This is a genomic window from Rhizobium leguminosarum bv. viciae USDA 2370, from assembly GCF_002008365.1.
Classification (GTDB): domain Bacteria; phylum Pseudomonadota; class Alphaproteobacteria; order Rhizobiales; family Rhizobiaceae; genus Rhizobium; species Rhizobium leguminosarum.
Genome location: NZ_MRDL01000036.1, coordinates 806,866 through 829,234, shown reverse-complemented (window position 1 = coordinate 829,234; position 22,369 = coordinate 806,866). Strand labels below are relative to the sequence as shown.

Annotated in this window: 19 protein-coding genes; 12 read left to right on the top strand and 7 right to left on the bottom strand. The window is 58.3% G+C overall.

Annotated elements, in window-relative coordinates; all coding sequences use genetic code 11:
* Positions 1-104: 104 nt before the first annotated feature.
* The 7 genes from BS629_RS18935 (at position 105) to BS629_RS18905 (ending at position 7,883) form a co-directional block, all read left to right on the top strand.
* Positions 105-983, top strand: coding sequence for a LysR substrate-binding domain-containing protein (locus tag BS629_RS18935; RefSeq protein WP_018242672.1), 879 nt, complete (start codon positions 105-107; stop codon positions 981-983).
* A gap of 223 nt (positions 984-1,206) precedes the next feature.
* Positions 1,207-2,862, top strand: coding sequence for a putative bifunctional diguanylate cyclase/phosphodiesterase (locus tag BS629_RS18930; protein WP_018242673.1), 1,656 nt, complete (start codon positions 1,207-1,209; stop codon positions 2,860-2,862).
* A gap of 75 nt (positions 2,863-2,937) precedes the next feature.
* Complete coding sequence (locus tag BS629_RS18925; RefSeq protein ID WP_018242674.1) at positions 2,938-3,447, top strand: hypothetical protein; 510 nt, start codon at positions 2,938-2,940, stop codon at positions 3,445-3,447.
* Positions 3,444-4,616, top strand: a complete 1,173-nt coding sequence (locus BS629_RS18920; protein WP_018242675.1) for a class I SAM-dependent methyltransferase — start codon at positions 3,444-3,446, stop codon at positions 4,614-4,616. The genes BS629_RS18925 and BS629_RS18920 overlap by 4 nt, the downstream gene beginning before the upstream one ends.
* Positions 4,613-6,973, top strand: coding sequence for a SpoIIE family protein phosphatase (locus BS629_RS18915; RefSeq protein WP_018242676.1), 2,361 nt, complete (start codon positions 4,613-4,615; stop codon positions 6,971-6,973). Before BS629_RS18920 ends, BS629_RS18915 begins: the two co-directional genes overlap by 4 nt.
* Positions 6,974-6,976: 3 nt before the next feature.
* A complete protein-coding gene (locus BS629_RS18910; RefSeq protein ID WP_018242677.1) occupies positions 6,977-7,537 on the top strand; it encodes a slr1658 superfamily regulator in 561 nt (186 codons plus the stop codon).
* Positions 7,538-7,544: 7 nt separating this feature from the next.
* Positions 7,545-7,883, top strand: a complete 339-nt coding sequence (locus BS629_RS18905) for a slr1659 superfamily regulator (RefSeq protein WP_003560625.1) — start codon at positions 7,545-7,547, stop codon at positions 7,881-7,883.
* A gap of 162 nt (positions 7,884-8,045) precedes the next feature.
* Here the strand turns inward: BS629_RS18905 and BS629_RS18900 are convergent, their stop codons facing one another.
* Entirely contained in the window at positions 8,046-8,483 is a 438-nt protein-coding gene (locus tag BS629_RS18900; RefSeq protein WP_018242678.1) for an Lrp/AsnC family transcriptional regulator, read from the bottom strand.
* A 139-nt stretch (positions 8,484-8,622) separates the two neighbouring features.
* Between BS629_RS18900 and BS629_RS18895 the strand changes: the two genes are divergently transcribed.
* The 5 genes from BS629_RS18895 (at position 8,623) to BS629_RS38925 (ending at position 15,125) form a co-directional block, all read left to right on the top strand.
* On the top strand, positions 8,623-9,678 hold the full coding sequence (locus tag BS629_RS18895; RefSeq protein ID WP_018242679.1) for an ornithine cyclodeaminase: 1,056 nt from the start codon (positions 8,623-8,625) through the stop codon (positions 9,676-9,678).
* 10 nt (positions 9,679-9,688) lie between these two features.
* A complete protein-coding gene (gene ctlX, locus BS629_RS18890) occupies positions 9,689-10,618 on the top strand; it encodes a citrulline utilization hydrolase CtlX (RefSeq protein ID WP_018242680.1) in 930 nt (309 codons plus the stop codon).
* A gap of 155 nt (positions 10,619-10,773) precedes the next feature.
* Positions 10,774-12,975 carry a M48 family metallopeptidase gene (locus BS629_RS18885; RefSeq protein WP_077988341.1) on the top strand — a complete coding sequence of 734 codons (2,202 nt, stop codon included), beginning with the start codon at positions 10,774-10,776 and terminating at the stop codon, positions 12,973-12,975.
* A gap of 190 nt (positions 12,976-13,165) precedes the next feature.
* The gene (locus tag BS629_RS18880) at positions 13,166-13,825 is read left to right on the top strand and encodes a hypothetical protein (RefSeq protein WP_018242682.1); all 660 of its coding nucleotides are present in this window, start codon (positions 13,166-13,168) and stop codon (positions 13,823-13,825) included.
* 1,054 nt (positions 13,826-14,879) lie between these two features.
* On the top strand, positions 14,880-15,125 hold the full coding sequence (locus BS629_RS38925; protein WP_155256924.1) for a hypothetical protein: 246 nt from the start codon (positions 14,880-14,882) through the stop codon (positions 15,123-15,125).
* 153 nt (positions 15,126-15,278) lie between these two features.
* On the opposite strand, the gene BS629_RS18865 is transcribed toward BS629_RS38925, so the two are convergent.
* The 6 genes from BS629_RS18865 to BS629_RS18840 all read right to left on the bottom strand — a co-directional run bounded on the left by BS629_RS18865 (position 15,279) and on the right by BS629_RS18840 (position 22,204).
* Complete coding sequence (locus BS629_RS18865; protein ID WP_018242684.1) at positions 15,279-15,500, bottom strand: hypothetical protein; 222 nt, start codon at positions 15,498-15,500, stop codon at positions 15,279-15,281.
* Between the two features lie 212 nt (positions 15,501-15,712).
* The gene (locus BS629_RS18860) at positions 15,713-17,851 is read right to left on the bottom strand and encodes a beta-galactosidase (protein WP_018242685.1); all 2,139 of its coding nucleotides are present in this window, start codon (positions 17,849-17,851) and stop codon (positions 15,713-15,715) included.
* A gap of 17 nt (positions 17,852-17,868) precedes the next feature.
* Entirely contained in the window at positions 17,869-19,014 is a 1,146-nt protein-coding gene (locus BS629_RS18855) for an ABC transporter ATP-binding protein (protein WP_018242686.1), read from the bottom strand.
* Between the two features lie 46 nt (positions 19,015-19,060).
* On the bottom strand, positions 19,061-19,912 hold the full coding sequence (locus BS629_RS18850) for a carbohydrate ABC transporter permease (RefSeq protein WP_018242687.1): 852 nt from the start codon (positions 19,910-19,912) through the stop codon (positions 19,061-19,063).
* Positions 19,912-20,796 (bottom strand): carbohydrate ABC transporter permease, encoded by an 885-nt coding sequence (locus tag BS629_RS18845; protein WP_018242688.1) that lies wholly within the window; start codon positions 20,794-20,796, stop codon positions 19,912-19,914. Before BS629_RS18845 ends, BS629_RS18850 begins: the two co-directional genes overlap by 1 nt.
* Before the next feature lie 133 nt (positions 20,797-20,929).
* Positions 20,930-22,204 (bottom strand): ABC transporter substrate-binding protein, encoded by a 1,275-nt coding sequence (locus BS629_RS18840; protein ID WP_026188451.1) that lies wholly within the window; start codon positions 22,202-22,204, stop codon positions 20,930-20,932.
* Positions 22,205-22,369: the final 165 nt, after the last annotated feature.

Genomic DNA, 22,369 nt, shown 5'->3' with positions numbered 1-22,369 from the left:
AGATGCAGCGATGATTCTTTTTTATCGCTCACGACAATTAGCTATTGAAATGGCTGGCATTTTCAAATGATGATTCTTGCGTCATCTGTGAGGAAATTTTACAAATGCAATTGCCGCCGTTGAACGCCCTGCGCGCTTTCGAAGCCACGGCCCGCCTGATGAGCCTTTCGAAAGCGGGCGACGAGCTGCACGTTACCCATGCGGCGATCAGCCATCAGATCAAGCATCTGGAGACCTGGCTCGGCCGCAAGCTGTTGCGGAAATCGGGCCGCGGTGTCGCGCTGACCGCAGCCGGCGGCGAATATTACCGCGCCGTGTCAGGATCGCTGGCGGCGATCGCGCATGCGACCGGCAACATGCGGCGCGATCACAACATGCAGGCCATCACCGTCGGCTGCATTCCCTCGATCGCCTCCCGCTGGCTCGTCCCGGCCCTGCCCTCCTTCCAGGAGAGCGACCCCGATCTCGACGTCAGGATCGTCTATGCACGCGCCGAAGAACGCTTCGACGACGAAAGCCTGGACGTGCTGATCACCATGGGCGAGGATCTGAGCGGCGGCGGGGAAAGCCGCCTGCTCTTCTCCCGCCGCAACCAGCCCGTCGCCAGCGGCCATTACCTTGCCAAACGCAACTGGACGATCGACGACGTCTCGCTCGCCGGCGCCGATCTGCTGCACGACGAATCCGCCGACGGCTGGAAGGAATGGTTCCGCAAGGCCGGCCAGAAAGCGCCGGAGCCGCTCCGGGGTCCGATATTCCAGGATTTCAACATGCTGGCGACGGCCGTAGTCGCCGGCCATGGCGTGGCGCTCTGCCCTGTCGAGGTGTTCCGCCGCGAGATCGAACGCGGCGATCTGCTGGTGCTTTCCGACATCGCGACGGCAGAAAACCAAGGCTATTACGTCATATCGAACAGCTGGGCGAAAAAGCCGGTGCGCCGCTTTATCGACTGGTTCATGACGGAGTGCGGATCGGGCGCGTGAGATCCCCTGCCGGCAATTTATCGAAGGGTCGCCGCCGAGACGATGGATGCAAATGGGTCGCGAAAATAAAGATGTGGCATAAGCCCATCCGTGAGCGAGTTGGGCCGAGGTTGGGGATTGTTAATCAGAAATGCCTAATGTAAATCTTGGCGTGCACAAGTTGTGTGGGAGCTAATTTGCTACAATATCTGGTTATGACATGAGACTAAGGAGGGCCTCGGACATGCAGAAAATTCGTGCGGCCCCCTCGGCGCTCGGACAAACAGAGGCGAGAGCTTCGAGCTCGATCGACCGGCTTTTGTTCTTTGACCGCGATTTCAATCCCGTCGAGAATTTGCTGGGCACTGAGCTGCCTGATTCTGTCAAACCAGCAGCGTCGTTTTGGGAACATTTTCCAGAATTGGACAAATCGGCGATCACACTCGCCCTCCGTTCATTGGGCGACAGTGCCCAGCCTTTGCAAATATCGGGGGATTTTGGCGCGCCAGCGTCGCACGGACTGACGATCTATCGGATCGGAGATCTGTTTGCCGTGGTTCGGTCCGAGGAATCTATCGACGATGAGCGGGCGACCCTTTTGCATCTGGCCACCCACGATCCGCTCACTGGACTGCCGAACCGACGCCAGTTCAGCGAGGACCTCGCTGTGTTGTTACGGGAGACCGCAGGCTCGAACGAGACTCTGTCCCTGATGCAACTCGATCTTGACGATTTCAAACCCGTTAACGACACGCTTGGGCATCCGGCCGGCGACAAGCTCCTTCAGCTTGCTGCAAGCCGCATTCAAGAGTGCCTTACCAGCGACGACAGAGCCTATCGACTGGCGGGTGACGAATTCACCGTCATATCAAGGGGCCCGGGACATCCCGCCAAAGGACACCAGCTAGCTGAAGCTTTGGTTGATGCATTCAAAAAGCCCTTCACGATAGATGGCATCGCGCTATTTGTCGGTGCCAGCATCGGCATATCTGCTGCCCCACCGGACGGTACAAATCCGGAGCAGCTGATGAAGGCGTCCGACGTCGCACTCTACGCCGCGAAGAAGGACGGACGCGGTCGCGCAAGACCGTTTGATCCCTCAATGCTTGAGTTGCTGGAACAACGCGAACTGCTGCGCCGCAGCCTTCGCATGGCCCTGGTCCAACAACAATTCTCTATCGAGTACCAACCCATCGCCGAGGGCGGCAGCATTGTCGGCTTCGAAGCCTTGCTCAGATGGAACCACCCTCTACTTGGGAAAATCCCACCAACGGCATTTATTCCTATGGCCGAGGCCGATGGAATCATGCCGGAAATAGGTGCATGGGTTTTGGAGCAGGCATGTCGCGAGGCAATGAAGTGGCCGCAGAACTACATCGTCGCGGTCAATGTGTCCGCGGCTGAATTCTTGACAAGCGGCCTCACTGATCGGGTATCCCAAACGCTAGACCTGATCGGGTTGCCACCCGACCGTCTGGAGCTTGAGATAACCGAAAGCGTGCTCCTTGAGCGGACCGTCAACAATATCGACACCCTGAATACTCTCAACGTGCTAGGGATACGAATCTCGCTTGATGATTTCGGGACAGAATATTCTTCCTTGAGCTATCTGAAGACATTCCCTTTCGACACGATCAAAATCGACAAATACTTTATCACCGACCTCGAAAGCGATCTGAAAGGCCAGGCAATCGTCCGCTGCATCGTTAACCTCGCCCATGACCTCGACATGCAGGTGACAGCCGAAGGGGTTGAGACGCCAGGTCAGGCGGAATGGTTGCGCGGTGTGGGCTGCGATAGACTTCAAGGCTATTTGATTAGCAGGCCGCTTCCGGTCGAGGCGATTGGCGAGTTCATCACCCGGGCGGAAACATCCGTAAGACCCACGCTACCACAGTGAACAACCGATTTTCGCCGCGCCTTTAGCTATCGCGTGCATCAACCTGACGCCCCAGGCAAACGAAAGGAGGGTGTATTGGAACAGGAAGCAGCTAGCTTCGATGACCATGCATTTGCGCCGATGGTATCGCTGGAACTGAACGTTGCGATGTTCAAATCCCGATGGCAGTTTTGCGACAGGATTACCGAATACCTCTCAGACATTCTCGGCCAAGGTCACAGCGATCCCGCTCGATATTCCAATTTTCTTTCCGTCGCGACGAATGAGCTCATTGAACTTGCTTTCCGTTCAACGAGCGAGCCAGGAAGGATAAGTTTCAGTCTCTATCGGAGCGCGACAATCAATCGGCTGAGAATTGTCTTTCCCGGCGAGGAAGCATTTGGCCGAAAGCACGCCAATGCAAGATCAAGTGAGCGCCAGCCGGTCCCCGGCGCCGGCTCTGGATACTTGGTGATGAAGTCCGACGGGACGGTTTTGCTCAGCGATTTGGCAGCAATATTCCGCGCCACGATCCGGATTGAGAAAGACGGCGGACAAGGGATACAAATCATAGCGGATTTCCCCTCGGCCGAGGACTTCCGATGAGCCTGCTCCCGCAGCCCTTCACTGTTCATTTTGATCCGACAAATCAGGAGCTGTTGCTGTCTGGCAAGATGCGACCGGAAAGCGCCACTGAGATTGCCGATGCCCTCAAGCTGGTGCAGCAAAGTTTGGAAAAATACAGCGGGATCGTTTACCTCAATGTCAAACGTCTGACGCACATTAACATGACTGCCTTCGTAACCCTGTCCGATGTCCTCGCGGCAAGCTGTCGGACCAGGCCAGAACGGAAGATCGTCATCATCACGTCGAGCGTGGTGGCATGGTCGACCTCTTTGTTCGAGACGCTGGCGGCATCACAACCAAACTTGTCGGTTGAAGTCTACGATTCGGCATTTTATCCGGGCCAGAGCTTTGTCGAGGACGAGACTTTCATCCCCATTCTGCGCACCCAGACGAAAATGACATGGAGGCACGAACGTGAACTGTTGCCTCGCCACGGCCTGCGCAGCGGTCTTGTCATCGCGGATATCTGTTGCGGAATTGGGGATTTCGCGGCCTTGGTTCAGAGGGAATTTAAACCGGCACGCCTTGTCGCGCTGGATCATTCCGTGCGCAGCCTCGAATATGCGCGCAGGGTCGCTGCCGACTTCGATCTACAGGGAATCGAGTACACCTATGGTGACGCCTCCCAAATGCTGCTGCGAGACAATCAATTTGACTTTGTGACCTGCCGACATTCGCTGCAGATTTTCAACCGTCCCGAGATGCTGCTGCGGGAGCTCTACCGCATCTGTAAGCCTGGCGGCCGTGTCTACATCACGAACGAAAAAAATTCGCATTGTCTCGGCGAACCACATGCTGAAACAATAAGATGGACTTACGAGGAAGTCGCCAAATTGTTCAGGTATTTCGACATGGATGTCGAGATGGGGCCGAAAAGCCGCCATCTCCTCGCTGACGCGGGGTTCGATAGTATCAAGGTCGATTCCTTTATGGTCACCAACCTTGACGGGGACCCCCAAGACTTCGCGGACATCATCGAAGCTTGGGAAAATGTCTATGCGGGTGAGATGGCCGTTCGACGGGGCGACTCGTTGGATTTTATTCGCAGGTTCCGGCAGGGATTCAAAGATCATGTCTTTGCTGCTCTTCACCCCAAGGGTTATGCAGGCTGGCCGATCTGGGCAGCCTCCGGCCGAAAGCCGCTATGATGGACGAGAGATCATTGAAGAGACCGACAAGACTAGGCTCATTTCGGGCAAAATTCATCTTGGTCGTCGGTGGAGCAGTCCTCTTTGACTTGCTGGTCAGCGGCGGGCTGGCACTTTGGAACGTTCAGAGGCTGTCGCGCGACGCAACCCTCGAAGTCGGACAGGGCCTTGAAGCGGCAAACCAGGAATACATTCGTACATATGCTGATTCCACCGCAGCCCAGGTGAGTTTGCTCCTGCGGCAGGTTCATAACGACGTCAGCACCTTGGCAGGTGTGCTCCAGGCGCAGATCGACGATCCCGAGCGTAATTCCGACGTCGGCGCGGCGATCGCTCGCACATCGCCCAGCAGCGTCAGCCTTGCTTACGATCAGACGGGAAAGTGGTCTCAGAACGCTCCGGGCTCCGTCTCGGTTGTCAGCGTCTGGAGTTACTTGCTCGGACAAGACCACAACCCAAAGCCTGACGTCCAGACCGATATCCAGACGAGCGCGGTTCTGGACCTTGTTGCACCGAGCCTGCTGCAGCACGGTGCTTCGAAGCTGCAGATGTATTACATCGGATCGAAAGAACGACCAATCTTCAGGACAGCGCCCTATACCGACCAGGCTCAAACCTTCGACCGCCTTTATCCGGGTCACAACGAGGCCAATTTCTGGGACTTCTTTTTTCCTGGACTTTATGAGTCCTGGCAGGGCTGGGCCAAGGATATGAAAACGCGGCCAGTCGCGGACGAGATAACGCAGACAGCTCCATATACCGATGCCATTACCGGGAAACTGATCGTCAGTTTCTTTCATCCATTATGGACAGCCGACAGGAAGGATGTCGCCGGGACGGCTGGCGCGGACATAACACTCGACCAGCTCGCACAGACTGTTGAAAATGTGAAAGTGGCCCAGTCCGGCTTTGGATTCCTCGCAATGTCCGACGGAAACGTTGTGGCGATCAACAGCACAGGCGAAAAAACGCTCGGTCTGCGTTCTGCGAGCGATGCAAGTGGAACCGGCGTGACCGGATTGGAGCGCTCCCTGAAGGGAAGCTCCCAGCCTGCCATAGCGAAACTGGCCCTTGACCGCGAACAGGGCATCCAACATTTGCTGTTGCAGCAGGACGGCAACCAGGTCCCCTACATCTTTATCGTGAAGAAGCTCCCCGCGACCAATCTCTGGCTCAGCGGCCCGGTTCGGCAAGAGGCAATGTCTCTTGGAGTGGTTGTGCCTGAACGAGAAATCGAAGCCTCCCTCTATGCGGCCCAGGCCAAGATTTCAGACGCTACGAACCGGATCGTGCTCTACCAAATTCTAGCGATCTTAATGTCGCTGCTTATTGTAACGATCGCGGTATTTGCTGCTTCGAAACGAATAACGGGCGGAATCAGTGCACTTGCAGATGCCGCCAGACGGATACAAGCGAAGGACTATTCGGTCAGGGTGGCCATAGCAAGTAAAGATGAGGTCGGCGAGGCTGGGGAAGCATTCAACCGGATGGCTGAGCAGATCAGCTATCACACCGAGAATCTCGAGCAACTCGTCGAAGAGCGAACCGCTCAAATCGAAGATGCAAAGGAAGAGATTTCGACACTGAACGCACAGCTCCAGCGAGAAAATCGACGTCTCGGAACAGAGCTCGCCGTCGCCGAGAGAATCCAGCTCATGGTTCTTCCGCTGCATCAGGAGCTTGAGGAGTTTCAGGCCCTCGAGATCGCAGCCTATATGAGACCGGCGGAAGAAGTCGGCGGCGATTATTATGACGTCTTGAAGAGCGGAAACCGATTGAAGATCGGCATCGGCGACGTCACCGGACACGGGCTCGAAAGCGGCGTATTGATGTTGATGGTTCAGTCCGTCGCCCGCGCCCTGCAGGAAGCCGGAAACACCGATGCAGTCAAATTTCTCACAGACCTGAACAGCGCCCTGTTTAAAAACATAGTGAGGACTAAAATCGATAAGCATCTCACTCTGGCGTTTCTTGACTACGACGGAAAAGAGATGATCCTGTCGGGACAACACGAGGAAGTTGTCATCGTGCGGGCGAACGGCAAGGTCGAGCGCATAGACACCATGGATCTGGGCATACCGATCGGGCTGGAAGCCGATATTTCTGCCTTCATTAAAACCCGTGAAATAGCGTTCGAGAAGGGGGACGTCATACTCCTGCATACGGACGGCGTGACAGAAGCCGAAAACGACGCGGGAGAACTGTTTGGCATCGAACGTCTGTGCCGCGAAGCACTTCGCCTGAAGGATCAGAGCGCTGAGAAAGTCGTTTCCGGAATTGTAGCGACATTAATGCTCTTTATCGGATCGCAGAAGATTTACGACGACATCACGCTTCTCGCAGTGCGACATAGGTGAGATATGACGCCAACGGTATATGGTATCGAATCTCTGGTGGGCATAAGCCTGGATTCATGCACTCGCCTTACGTTAAGCGATGGACCGCTTCAGCTTGGATGGAAGCACTCAGGAATGACCTCGGACTTCATAGCGGAAGTCATGGCTCTGCCCTATTCACGGTCAAGGAAAGACTACGTGCAGGCGCATCATGACATCGGATATCTGAGCAATGAGTTGATCGAAAATGCCGTTAAGTTTCGACAGCCTGGGGAGATCCTCATTGAAGCCGGCATATTCGACGGAACCTTTTTAATAAGGGTCAAGAACACGATCGATGGCGTGACATCATCTCGGTTTCAACTACTGCTGCATCGCCTTCAATCGAAGGACCCTGGGGAACTTCTTCTTGAGCAAATCGAAACCAATGCCATATCGGCAGCAAGCGGTTCGGGCTTGGGGTTGCTCACGCTTTTGAGCGACTATGACGCAAAAATGGCATGGGCATTCGAAGGGAATAATGACCGGCATATCATACTGACGACGACTGCGGCTGTGGCGATGCCACCCTCCTCCAATCTGTGAGCGAAGAATGGAAATCAGCGACGAAAACTTCCGCGTATGGGCTGAGAAAAACGAAGTGTATTTCGATGGCGTATTCAGGCTGGCCGGACCGGACGCCTATGCGCCGATTTACTCATTGGTATTCGGCCTGCTCCACGAGGGGCACAAACAGGTGACGTTCAACCTGACGGGTCTCGAATTCCTCAATTCCTCTGGCATAAATCTCTTGGCTAAGCTGACTATTGAAGCCAGAAAGATGGGCGACCTCCTGCTCGTTGTCAAAGGCACCAACCAATATCCTTGGCAGGCGAAGTCCCTCCCGAATCTCAAGAAGTTACACCCGCTTCTCGATTTGCGCTTGGCGTGATTCTCTTTCGGAGGAGAGCCAATTCACACCTCGACGCGCCGTCATAAATCGAAGCCAACGCCAACAGCTGCCGAATTCGAGCAGTATCCTTGGCTCTTCGCCAGCCCCCGCAGCACCAGCCCGTGGTGATGGCGCTCCGCGTCGACCCACGCTTGGCAGCCCTCAGACGCTGCTGAGGAGGAGACTGGTCTCGCTGTTTGCGACACCGTCGATCATGCGCACCTCGCGTAGAACCCGGTCGAAGTCGGCAAGGCTTGCGGCCCGGATATCGGCGACAAGGTCCCAGTTGCCGTTGGTCGTGTGCAGCGCTGAAATCTCCGTCAGGCCACGGAGCTTTCGTATGACCTGGGTCGTCGATTTGCCGACAACCTCGACCATCATCACGGCACGCACGGCGTTGACGTCGTAGTCCTCCCGCACCCGAACGGTGAAGCCGAGCAGCGTACCCGTCTCCATCAGGCGGTCCAGCCGGTTCTGAACTGTGCCGCGCGCGACACCGAGTGCATCGGAAAGCTTGCTCAAGGAAGCGCGCCCATCGGCGCGGAGGTGAGCGATAATCCGGCGATCCAGATCGTCGGGTGCGTATTTCGCGATGGTCATATTGCCTCCTTGCTAAATTCGCGCAAATGAACTGAACGAATTGCACAATTTACTGCCAGAATTAGCACAGATTTGAACTTTCGGCCAACATGCAGGACAGTTAGTCTTTCTCCTCGAGCATATGCAGGAGGAACTCAGCATGTCGTCGCCCCTTCCATCGGAAAAAGCTCTCGTACCCTTCGTCAGCGTCGAGAACATGATGCGTCTTGTCCACCACATCGGCATCGAAACCGTTTTGACCGAACTTACCGACGTCATCGAGGCGGATTTCCGCCGCTGGGGATCGTTCGACAAAACCCCGCGCGTTGCCTCTCACTCCGGCGAAGGTGTGATCGAACTGATGCCAACCTCGGACGGCGAAATCTACAGTTTCAAATATGTAAACGGCCACCCGAAGAACATGGCGCAAGGCCTGCAGACCGTGACGGCTTTCGGCCTTCTGGCAGAAGTCTCGACCGGCTATCCGGTGCTGCTCACCGAAATGACTCTGCTGACAGCACTGAGAACCGCCGCAACTTCAGCCATGGCCGCACGGCACCTCGCACCCAAGGGTGCCCGCACGATGGCCATGATCGGCAATGGCGCCCAGGCGGAATTCCAGGCGCTTGCCATGAAAGCCGTTTGCGGCATCGATCACATCAGGCTCTACGACATCGATCCGCTGGCGACGGAAAAGATGGTCCGCAACCTTGCAGGCACGGTGCTGACGGTGACCGCCTGCAACTCGTCCCAATCGGCTATCGAAAATGCCGATATCATTACGACCTGCACCGCCGACAAGCAGTACGCGACGATCCTGACCGACAACATGGTTGGCTCCGGCGTCCACATCAATGCCATCGGCGGCGACTGCCCGGGCAAGACCGAGCTGCACCGCGACATCCTGTTGCGCGCCGACACCTTTGTCGAATATCCGCCACAGACCCGCATCGAGGGCGAGATCCAGCAGATGGATGCCGACTATCCCGTCACCGAATTCTGGCAGGTTGTGACGGGACAGGCGACCGGTCTTCGCGATGCCCGTCAAATCACCCTATTCGACAGCGTCGGTTTCGCGATCGAGGATTTTTCCGCTCTTCGTTATGTCCGTGACAGGCTCAGGGGGACCAGGCTTTACCAGGACCTCGATATCATCGCCGATCCGGACGATCCGCGCGACCTGTTCGGCATGTTGCAGCGAGCAAAGCAGGCATAGGAGCGCGACGATGCCAAGACACGTCACATATTCCGTCCAGGCGCCCTCTGCAGTCGTCATGGTCCGGCCGCACCACTTCACCGTGAATACCGAGACCGCCATCGACAACCTGTTCCAGTCCAGCCCGGATACGACGGAAGACCTTTCACTGGCGGCCTATGACGAAATCACCCGGGCGGCCGATGTGCTCAGAAGCCATGGCGTGAACGTGCATCTTTTCGACGACACCGGTACCGAGACACCGGATTCGGTCTTTCCCAACAACTGGTTTTCCACCCATGCCGGCGGTCATGTGGCGATCTATCCGATGAAGGCCGTCAATCGCCAGCGCGAGCGGCGCAGCGACGTCATCGAAATGCTGAAGAGCCAGTATCGGGTGCAGGAGGTGATCGACTATTCCGGCCTCGAGCCGGACGGACTGTTTCTCGAGGGCACCGGCGCCATGGTTCTCGATCACATCGATCGGGTGGCCTATGCCGTCCGCTCCGACCGCACCGATCCGATCGCGCTGGAACGCTTCTCGACCCACTTCAACTTCGAGCCGATGGTATTCGACGCGCGGGATGGAAACGGCGTCGCCGTTTATCATACCAATGTCCTGATGTGCATCGCCACCGACTTCGCCATGATCGGACTGGAGATGATGACCGATGCAGCAAGACGCCGGGAGGTCGTTCTAAGACTGGAGCGCTCCGGCCGCGGCGTCATCGCACTCACCAACGATCAGATCGCTTCCTTCGCCGGCAACGCTCTCGAACTCCAGGGAAATGCGGGGCGTATCCTTGCGCTCTCGACCACGGCGTTTGCATCCCTGAGCCGGGATCAACGCAACACGATCGAAGAGAGCGCCGAACTGGTCGCGCTTGATATCCCGACCATCGAGCGCGCCGGTGGATCGGTCCGCTGTACGCTCGCAGGCATCCATCTGACGCCGCGATGATTGCGTGCTGACGGTGGAATATTGCGACTGCCGTTTGACACTCTCGTGAAACTCAGCGAGGCATCTTGTATGAAGTCGACATCCTTTCGATAACGGGCGCCGGCCAAGTTTTTTTGACCTCGCAAATGGGGGAGGAAAAATTGGGGGGAACAAGCATGGACCAAACCAGCCGCCGACAAGGAGCCCGCAAAACTGCAAGCCTCGGCTTGGCGGCATGGGTGCTGCTCCTGCCGATCGCACTGGTCTCTTTGGGGATTTGGCAGACACAGCGTGCAGCCGAAACGCTTGAACATGCGCGCCGTTCTTCGGCCGAACTCTCGACGACCCTGGCTCAGGTGAAAAACATCGCGGCATCCGATCCAACAGCCATTCTGACCTTCCAGGGAGCGGGCGAGCCCACCTCCCTTGCCGCCCTGGTCGCCGTTTCGCAAATCGAGGCAGCCCTTTCTCAGGCCGACGAGGAGCTGGAAATCTCGCAGATCCGCCGGCCACTGGTTTGGGGAACGATCGGCGGAGCCGTACTTGCGTTTTTCGGCGGTGCGCTGGGACTGATGGCGGCCGGTATTTCCGGGATCCGCGCGCGCGCTTCCCAACGCCAACTGATCGCGAGCTTTCAACGTCTGCGGTCGCTCCTTCCGTTCATTCTTGCGACCGTTGTGATCGGGTTTTCTATCGGCGTCATTTCGGCGACCCTGTTCGAAGCAGTCAGCATGGGCCTATGGGCAGATTTTACCACGGGCAGTGCCAAGCTTTTCGCGGTCGCCGTCGTCCTCGCCGTCATCGCAGCCTACAGCGCCTTCATGGCGCTGCGTGGCTTGAAAGATGTCTTTGCCCTGTTCACACCCGAACCGCTTGTCGCGGCGGGACGCGTCATCGAAGAAACGGAGGCTCCGGAACTTTGGCGTTTCGTCCGCAGCCTGGCCGGGCGGCAACACGCTTTGTTGCCCGACACGATCATCGTTGGCCTCGGCCAGGGCTTTTTCGTAACGGAGAGCCAGCTGCGTCTCTGGCCTGAGGACAGACTGGTGACCGGACGGTCGCTCTATCTGCCTGCGGCCTATCTTGATCTTCTCGACCAGGCCGAAATCGCGGCAATCATCGGCCATGAGCTCGCCCATTTTTCTGGCGAAGACACCACCTATAGCCAGCAATTCACGCCGATTTATGCAGGCCTCTGGCGTGCTCTTGCAGCTCTTGGACGCGCCGACGGTGGTCGCTTCGTCCTGTATCCGGCGGTGAAGCTCGGCTTTCACGCCATGCAGCGGTTCGATCATGCCGTCGCACACTGGAGCCGGCTGCGAGAATTCGATGCTGACCGTAGCGGCAGTCTGCTGGCGACGCCGGCAGACGCCGCCTCGGCTCTCATCCGCACGGGGATTATCGCTCCCGCCGTCGCCTATGTTCTTCAGCGCGCATATGCCGGACCGGATGATACCGGTTCCGATGATGCCTGGCCTGACCTCGTCGCGCAGACAACGGAACTGGTCACCACCAATGGATGGAGCGATCCGATGCCCCTTTTGGGAGATCGGCAACCGCATCCGACCGACAGCCATCCGCCGACGATCCAGCGGATATCGGCCCTCGGTGTGGAAATTGGCGATGACCTCCTGAGACGAGCGATGCGTCAGCCGGAGCCGGGAGCTCGCTCTTTTGCGGACGATCTGTTTTCGGATTGGGCCGGACTATGCCGTCAGTTGAGCAAGGATTTCCTCGACGACGCGCGCATGATGCGTGACCGCCGTCGCGAAGTGCTTGAAAAGGTGGTTGCCGGGGCCTCACAGGAGACCGTCGTCTACGACAACGTCAAGCCGATGATCTGGACGATGGTGATCGTCGCCATGATTTTCGCCGGATTTGGCCTGACGGTCGTCTTTCTCAGCGGCCAATTGGGCCTCGGCTACGATGAATTCGCACAGTCACTGGTCGCCGCGATCACCGCCTTCGGCGCTGTCACCTCCCTTCTCTACGCGGCCTTTCTGTATCGGAGCGCGGCACGACCGCTCATGGTGCTGACCCCGGATGCATTGCTCGCCTCCAGACTGGACAAGCCGGTTGCCTGGACGGATGTTGCGGGCTACGCGGTCTACGCATCGAGCCGTTTTGCCCTGCGCCTCTGGCTCAATCAGGATGCGCCAGTGCCAAAAAAACATTGGCGTGCGATCTATAGTAAAATCGACCGCCGGCAGCGCATCATCACGCTGGGTGCCCTGGGGATTAAAGGGATGAAGGCCGCCGACTTCAGCGCACTCGTCGGCCGGTATCACGAGGCCGCTTACGCCCGACAGGAGCTCGCCGCCGCTATGTTGCACCCGTCCCGCGATGCGTCCGCAGACGAGACAGCCGGAAAATACTGAGCAGCAATGAGCTCAACCGATGGCCGCTTCGCGCGAAGAGGGAATCGTTAAGCATTTCAGGTCGTCTAAGACCATTGCCGGAGCGGCATCGGACCTCGGTCCGATGTGCAATGCGCGATCACCGTCTAACCTCTCCTATCTGCTTAAGCCGTGTATCTGCGCGGCGCTTGATCTGATTTGGAGGAAAACAATGCGGATCGCAACCTTAGCGTCCCTGACCGCGCTCTCGCTGGCTCTTGCGGCGAGCCCGGCAACAATTGTCGGAATCGATATGACCGCACTGGCGAAGAACGGTGGAAACGGTGGCGGCAACGGTGGAGGCAATGGTGGAGGCAATGGTGGCGGTCACGGCGGCGGCAGTGGAAACAGTGGCAACCATGGCAGCAACAGCCAGGGTGGCAGTTCAAACCACGGCAACTCCAAATCTCAAGGCGTGAAAGGCAAATCCACCGAGGCGACAAGCAAGTCGAAGTCCGCGAAGGCAGACGGGACTAAAATCGGCACGAAAGAAAAAAACCTGTCGGCGCAGCTTGCGGGTCTGAACTCCTTGAAGCGGAACTATAAGGCACTGATGCATACGTCGGATCCACGCATGACCGCTATCGCGGCCTATGCCGTGGCTTATGCCCAATATGAACTCGACAATGGAATCGAGCCCGCAGCCGATGACCCTCTGTTGGGGGATCAGGCGCTGGAGGACGCATTGGCTTCAGCGACGAAAACCGGAGAAGTCAGCCCGGCGGTTTTGGACGAAGCCAAAACCATCTTGGGGGTTGGCGACGCAAACGGGAAGATCGATCAGATCCGCACCTCTCTGGAGAACGCGGCGCCGGTGACATCAGACGAATAGCCGAGAATTCAGGTGCGAGCGGTGTGGAGCTGACAAGTATGGCTCCGCACTAAACTACGAAAGAGCATTTCCGTTTTGTTTGAGTACGGATATGCTCTTTTTTTTGCAGACACAGAACCCTCTGTTGAAACTGCTCCAAGATGAATGCGCCTCTATCAGCCCAGTTCATCGAACAATTTCACGACGCCAAGTCATCATCGTTATTCCCTATTTATCAGAAGGCCGGGCGGGCAAGCAGGTTCTCCTGTCGCTCATAGCCCAGATGCCGTCGACGCTGCGCTCGACCCAAAAGCGACACTCCCACTGAATCATGAGACCCTTCCCAAACTTCCGGCCCAAGCTTGAGCTCACCTTGCTGGATGTAGGATCATCCGGCTTTAACGCGGGATGACCACAGTGGAGGTCAGCCGCCCATGCTTTAAGGCGAACGGTTTTTGCGGCGCGTTCTGCGATTTCGCTGGTCGTAATTTTCTCGAAAGTGCGCCTGGTCATCTCAAGCGGATCGCGGCCGGATATTTCGGCGCTTGATCGCGTTGAATTCCAATCCTTCGGTTAAGAGCCAAGTGAATTGTTGACGCAACGAATTATAATACTATTGAATCCGGAATACAATGGATTGAAAAAGGATGAATTATTCAGGTATTTTATAAATTTTATTTTCAACGGTTCGATAATTTCACTATTTTTCTTTATGCAGACTTACTGATACTTACGTGAACGCATAAAGAACTTTCGAGCATTCCAGCTGTTGCGAGCAGTGTTTTCTAGGCTTCACGCCTGATTTGGAACGAAGGCGGATCAAAACGAGTTCCTAGAACAGCTGAGTTGAAACCGGTTATGGCTCTGCCTCGCCGGTCCCTATCCCCACGGCGGAACTCATCGAATAGCGCCCCGGTCGCTCTCGATGCATCGGCGGGCGGCGTGATGCCACGTTCACCGCCCGCGGGCATCATCGCAAACTGAAGGTGTCGTAACCACCTTAAAGCTGACGGCAGCCATGTCACGGGCGCTGCTGTTTGAGGGCAATTACCCTAGCCCCAGCAAGGAGGACGTCGTGTCTTCCACTCATTTGTCAGAAATTGATGATCCAACCGACATCGGCCTTATCAGGACAGTCCTTCGAAGTGCCGGCTTTCGGGGCAGCCACGCTGTTGCAGACTCCGAAGAAAAGCGTGCCGCGCTTACCTTTCTCAAATCGGAGTTTCGAAATGGCGTATCCTCGGAAAACGAATTGTTGTCGGCGCTGAAACGTCGAGACGATCTTTTGCCGCCGGCACTTCGGCGAATGCAGGGGATATAGCAAACCTCGAGGCGGAACCCCGTATTTGCAGGTGGCAGCACATTTCCACCCGGTGCGACCGCTCGACCTTTCGTAAACAGGGAGCTTGTGTAGGCGCGCGCAGCACTCATGAAGGCGCGTTTAAACTATCTCAGTTTCGATCTTCGGACTGTGCTATGATGAGCAATGGCAGAGTTCTCCGCACTTGAAGCAGCCACGCGACGGGTCACCGATGATCGAATCCAGATCGCGGTCCAGGAAGCCGAAATTGCCGGGGGCGTTCTCCGGGGCGAATCCACGTCTTTGGCTCGAGAAAAGCTCAAGAGCTGTTTGCAAAATCTTCGATTTCACATCTTTGCGCGTGACCTGATCCAAGCGAGGATAAGCGTAGATCATCACCTGCCGCCCATGTCGAGGACATGAGTTCCACGAAACTGCATTAAACGACGAGCTGTAAATTCATTGCGTTCCCGCCTTCCTTCGCCAGACTGGTACTCCCCGATGATGACCGGTATTGAGCCGAAGGGGCTTCAGGCACGTTCCCTCGCCCCATTTGGGGGAGAGGGTTGGTGTGAGGCAGCTCTTGGGCTTCGACGGCGCGCGCAAGCTCATCCCTCCAATTCGATGATCGCGCAGCCATAACCTTCGAGATCGAGCCGGCCGGCAACGGGGTTTTCATCATTCAGGAGATCGCAGCCTGCGGGGACGCCGCCGATGGCGGCCGGCTGGTCGGTGTAGTTCTGGATGAACAGCAGCCGACGGTCGTCATTCATCCGCATGGTCACCTCGACACCCTCGGGAAGCTCGCCGATCAGCGGCTCGATGCCGACGGGCGCAAATAGCCGCCCGGCAAGCGCTGCCGTCAGATCCGGCGTGAGATAGGTGCCGACATAGACCACCTGCCCTTTACCGACCTTGCGCGACGTCGCCATCGGCTGGCCCTCGGCATAGCGGTTCGACCAGGCCGCGACCACTTCGACATCGCCGTCGGTCGCAAGGTTTTCATAAAAATAGCCGGCAGCCAGTTCGCGGTTGCCAATCTTGAAGCGGCGCTCGCGCCGGTGCGATTCCGCCGGCTTGTTCGGAGGAATGACAAGCCCGCCCGAACGCTCCATCACATCGAACAGCCCGTTGGCGCCGGGGGCAGCAAGACGGCCGAAATCCTCGACGCGCACGCCTGTGAGCTGAGACAGCGAGGTGCCGGGCGCGGTCTCGCGGATGACGTGGTTGTCTTCGTTGCGCGTGCCGGTGCGCGCGCCGATGACGACAGTGCCGCCATGCTCGGCGAAGGATTTCAGCCTTTCTGTCCATTCGTCCTTCCACATCACCCAATGGGGGACATAGAGCAGCTTGAGCTTGGAAAGATCGTCCTCGGGATGAATGAAGCCGCAGGCAATGCCGCGGTCGTAGCAATATTGGTGCAGCAGGATCGCATCGTCCTGTGGGCTCGGCAGGCCGATTGGATAGGTCTTGTGAGCTTCCTGATTGTCGAAGTCGGATCCGGCGATGCCGACATCCATACGCACATAGGTGCCGAGGATCTTGGGCGCTAGCGCGGTCATCTCGGTTGCGAAGCGTTTCGCCTCGTCATAGCGATGGCGGGCGACGTCGTCGTGGTCGATGATGCCCATCCAATAGATCTCGGCGCCGAAATGCGCGGGGCGCCAGCGGAAGAACATCAACCCGTCAGCGCCATGGGCGACCGAGGAGAGCGCCATGCGGCGCAGTTCGCCCGGTTCCGGCGTCAGCGTGCAGAAGCCCGGCTGGCTGCCGAAACCCGATTGCTGCTCGGGAACGATGTAGTTGCCGGAAAAACCGCGGCAGATATCGAGGTGCAGCGCTTGGACCTTGGCGTGGTTTCCGAGCCGTTGGAACTCGTCGTAGAGCATCGGATAGATATCGTAGCCGACGAAATCGAGATCGGTGGTGAACTGGCCGCGAAAGTCGATATCTCTGAGACCCCCGAGATTGTGGAAGACGAACCAGGAGGGTTTCACGGCGCGCAGGATCTCGACCTGGTCGTGCTGGAAGCGCGCCGTCGAAAAGGCCAGGAAACGGTGATAATCCTGGAGATGTCCGGGGCTCGGGAAGGTCGGGCCGAACTCGATCGGCAGCACCACCTGGTCGAAACTGTCATAGGCCGTCGCCCAGAAATCGCCGCCCCACGCCGTGTTGAGCTTGTCGATTTCGCCATATCTGCCGGCCAGAAAGGCCTGGAATTCGGTGAGCGTCGCCTTCGAAAAACTCTCCGGCATGCTGGTATTCAGCTCGTTGTCGGTCTGCCAGCCGACGACAAAGGGATTGTCGCGATAGTGCTCGGCCATCGCTTTGGTGATGCGCCGGCTGTGTTCGCGAAAGACCGGGCTCGCCGTGTCGCAATGCTGCCGCGAGCCATGGCTCATCGGTCGGCCCTTGCCGTCGACCCTTAGAATCTCTGGATGCGCCACGGTCAGCCAGCGCGGCGGCGTTGCCGTCGGCGTGCACATGATCGTGTCGATGCCAAAGCGCCCGAGCATGGCGATGGCACGGTCGAACAGATCGAAATCGAAGGTGCCGAGCTTCGGCTCGAGAATATGCCAGGCGAATTCGGCCATTCTGACCACGTTGAAGCCGGCCTTTGCCATGCGCTCGGCGTCGCGCTCCCAGTAGCTTTCGTCGACGTGCTCGGGATAATGCGGGGCGCCGACGAGGAAGCGGTCGGTCTTGACGGAGTTCCATACGGAAAGGTTTGCGGTCTTGTCGGACACGGTGATGTTTCCTGTGATTATCTGTCGAGGATCGTCTTGCGGGCGCTGATCGTGCGTCCGCCGTCGGGCGAGAAGAGATAAAGTTCGCTGGCGTCGAGCTTCAGCGCCACGTTCTGGTCGGCGGTAACGGGCGCGACGTAGCTCAGCTGCACCGTGATGTTGCCGGTGCCGCTTTCCGAGGCGATGGTCCTGAGATTGCCGGCGTCGATATAGAGGATGGTTTCGCGCCCGAGATGCTCGACCAGTCGGACCGCACCGTTGATCGCCCCCCCTTGGGCAGCGTCGGCGACCACCGATATGTTTTCCGGCCTTACACCCAGCGTCAGGCTGGCGCCCTTCGGCAGCACCGCGGCCTCCGCCAGTTCGACCGTCACCGGCACAAGGCCCGGCGCCGAAACCGTGATATTGCGGCCGGACACCTCGTCGACGGTAACGCCGAGGAAGTTCATTCGCGGGGCACCGAGAAAGCCCGCGACGAAGAGGTTGTCAGGGTTGCGGTAGAGTTCGAGCGGTGAGCCCACCTGCTCGATTATCCCCTGGTTCAAGACGACGATCCGGCTCGCCATGGTCATGGCCTCCACCTGGTCGTGGGTGACGTAGACCATGGTGGCGCCGAGTTCGGCATGCAGGCTGCTGAGCTCGACGCGCATCTGGGTTCGAAGTGCTGCGTCGAGGTTCGACAACGGCTCGTCGAAGAGGAAAACGTCGGGCGAACGGGTGATTGCCCGGCCGATCGCCACGCGCTGCCGTTGGCCGCCGGAGAGCTGCTTCGGCCGCTTTTCCAGCTGGTCGGTGATCCTCAGGATCTTGGCGGCGCGGGCCACCGCCGCCTCGATCTCGGCCTTCGGGCGCTTGGCCATGCGCAAACCGAAGCCCATGTTCTCCGCCACCGTCATATGCGGATAGAGCGCGTAGGACTGGAAGACCATGGCGATGCCGCGGTCCCCAGGCTCCTGTTTGCTGACGTCGCGGCCGTTGATCAGGATCTGGCCGGAGGAGATCTCCTCCAGGCCTGCGATCGACTTCAAAAGCGTGGACTTGCCGCAGCCGGAGGGGCCGACCATGACGATGAACTCGCCTTGCGCTACGGAAAGATCGATGCCGCGCAGCGCATGATAGGCGCCGTAATTCTTGTTGATCTGTCGGAGTTCGAGACTGGTCATGCGTCCTGGCTCTCTGCTGTTGAAACTTGGAACTATAGGAGATTGCTCATCCCTTCACCGCTCCCATCGTCAGGCCGGCGATGAAGTGGCGCTGCATCAGGAAGAACATGACGACGGGCGGCACGGCGACGACGATGGTGCCGGCGGAAATCAGGTTCCAGGCCGACACCCATTCGCCGCGAAGATTGGCAAGGCCGGCGGTAACAGGCTTGACGGAGTCGCTGACGGTCAGCACCACGGCCCAGAAATAATCGTTCCAGATGAAGGTGAAGATCAGGATGGCAAGTGCGGCCAGCGCCGGCCGCACCAGCGGGATCGCCACATGCACCAGCGTCTGGAAGGGAGAGGCCCCTTCGGCTCGCGCCGCCTGGAACAGCTCGTCGGGAAGTGCGGCAATGAAATTGCGCATGAACAGTGTTGCAAAGCCGGTCTGGAAGGCGACGTGGAAGATGATCAGCGCCGCCGTGGTGTCGATCAGGTCGAGCCGGACCATCAGGTCGCGTACCGGGATCATCATGATCTGGTGCGGCAGGAAATTGCCGCCGACGAACAGCGCGAAGATCAGCATGTTGCCGGGAAAGCGGTAGCGCGACAACACATAGCCGGCGAGCGTGCTCAGCACCAGGACGCCGATCACCGAGGGAATGGTGATCGTCAGGCTGTTGAGGAAGTAGCGGGCCATCGGTGTCTGCGTGAAGACAGCCGTGTAATTGTCGACCACGCCGATGCCGGTCGGCCATCCCCACAGATTGCCGCCCATGACATCCTCGGTCGAACGGAACGAGGTGAGGATGATCGCAAACAGCGGGCAGAGCCAGAGCAGAAGGACGATGACGACGGCGAACACATAGAGGCGGCGCTGCCAGACGTCGGCTTCGGGAATGGGACGAGGATACATCAGCCTCCCCTTTCTTCTGTATGGATGATGCGGCTGAGGTACCAGACTATGAAGGCGGCCATGATCACAAACAGCACGGAGGCAATCGCCGCGCCGTAACCGAAGCGGTAGGAGAAGATCGACTGTTCGAACATCTGGTAGGCGAGAACCGAGGACGAGCCGAAAGGGCCGCCATTCGTCATCACCGATACCATATCGAAGGACCTGAGTGCCCCGACCACGGTGACGGCAATGGCGATGAAGGTGACCTGGGTCAGCTGCGGCAGCACGATGTGCCACAACATGTTCCAGCCCCTCGCCCCATCGACGCGCCCGGCACCGATCAGCTCTTCGCTGAGATTGTTGAGCCCGGCGAGATAAAGCACCATGCAGAAGGTGATCTGCGGCCAGAGCGCGGCAATCACGATGGCGAAGGTGACGAAATGCTCGTCGGAGAGAACCGCCGGCGCCGTCGCCCCGAAGGCCCTGAAGATCAGCGCGAGCAACCCGAACTCCGGCGTATAGACCCAGGTGAACACCACGCCGACCGTCACCGAGGCGAGCACCAGCGGGATGAAGAACAGCGACTTCAGGAAGCGCATGCCGCGAATTTTCTGGTTGACCAGCAGCGCGATGGCGAGCCCGATCGGCGGTGCCGCCATGAACATTACCAGCCAGATCAGGTTGTTCTTCAGCGACACGTAGAATTGCGGATCGTTGTAAAGCTCGACGTAGTTGCCGAAGCCGATCCAGACCATCGGGCCGAAGCCGTCCCAGTCGTGCAGGCTGATCCAGAGGCTCCTGACGGCCGATAGCAGGATGACGGTGAAGAACAGCAATATCGCCGGCGCGATGAGTAAAGTCGGGGTGAGCCACCAGCGCTGGCGGCGCCATAACATCAACATCTCAAGAACCTCATTAATACAGGAGCAGACTCATGCGTGCTCCGGGAGCAGAGGCGCACCTCCTCCAAGGGGTGGAGGCAAACAGCCTCCACCCCTTGGAAGCAGCGGTTCGCCGCCGCCCCTGGGAGAGCTGCTAGATCTTGTAGATGCGCTTGCGCGTGCCCTCGAGGCGCGTCAGGATGGCCTTGCGCCGGTCGGGTTTGGCCATGAACTCCTGGAAGCCGACGAGGCCGGCCTGCGCCATATCGGGGTCGCTGTCGCGGTCATAATATTGCGACGTGCCCTGCACCGTCTTCATCGTCTCGACGGCGACGTTGACCAGCGGGTCTTTGCTTGGCGGCAGGTCGTGGCGCGGCGGCACGTTGCCGCCCGGCTCCAGATAGGCCGCTAGGTTCTCGGGCTTGTAGAAGTAGGCAAGGAATTCGCGCGCGCCCTGCTTGTTCTTGGCCTTGGCGGGAATGTGGATCGAGTTGACCGAGAATTCCTCGTAGTGGCCGACCTTGGCGTCGAGCGCCGGGAAGGTCGCGTAAGAGAGCTGCGGCAGGTCTTCGGCGGTGAAAGCCGAGCGCAGGAAAGCGCCGAGATTCATCATGCCGGCCTTCTTCTGCGCCAAGAGCGCCGCAGCCTCCTGCCAGCCGAAGGACGTGTGGTTCTCCGTGAAGAACCCCTTCGAAATCATCGCCGCCCACTGGTCGAAAACCGCTGTCAGCGCGGGATCGAGATAGCTCATCTCGCCGTTCATCAGCGCCATATGCTTGTCGAGGCCATTGATGCGAAGGTTCATCTGGTCGAACCAGCCGGCCGCCGGCCATAATTCCTTGGTGCCGATCGCAACCGGCGTGATGCCCGCGGCCTTGCACTTGTCGCCATAGGCCATGAACTCTTCGGCCGTCTTCGGCACGGTCAGGCCATGCTGCTCGAACACATCCTTGCGATAGAACATGCCCCAGAGCGTGCCTCCGGTGGGAAGGCCATACTGCTTGCCTCCGTCGGTGACGGCCCCTGCCGTCGCGCCGAGCACGTCCTTATATTTCTCTTTCTCGAAAAGGTCGGAGATGTCGTCGAACAGGCCGCGCTTGACGAAGGCGCGCATGCGGTTGCCCGAAAACCAGGAGCAGACGTCGGGCGCGCCGGCGACGAGATAGTTGCGAATGGCCGTCTTGTGGGCCTCGTGGTCCATATTGTTGATGACGACGTTGACGCCGGCTTCCTTGCTGAAGCCCGCGGCAATCGCCTTCAGCGCATCGAGTGCGGCACCATTGTTTTCGGCGGAAATCATCGTGACCTCCTGGGCCTGCGCGATCGCCGGGATCGGAAAGCTGCCGGTGACTGCTGCGGCGGAAACCAGCCCCGCGCCCTTCAGGAAGCGTCTGCGGGTGGTCGACGGAAATTGCTTCAAAAATGTCATTGAATTCCTCCCAGTTGATCGATCAACATCTCCCGACCGTCGCCTCCTCCATGAAACGACCGACCAGGCATTCAACGCTGCGATCCGCTCGGCGATTCTAGCGATAATCCGCCTGGCTGAGTTGATCCGCGGCCGAACTTATGCATAGATCTTTGCAGCCCGCAA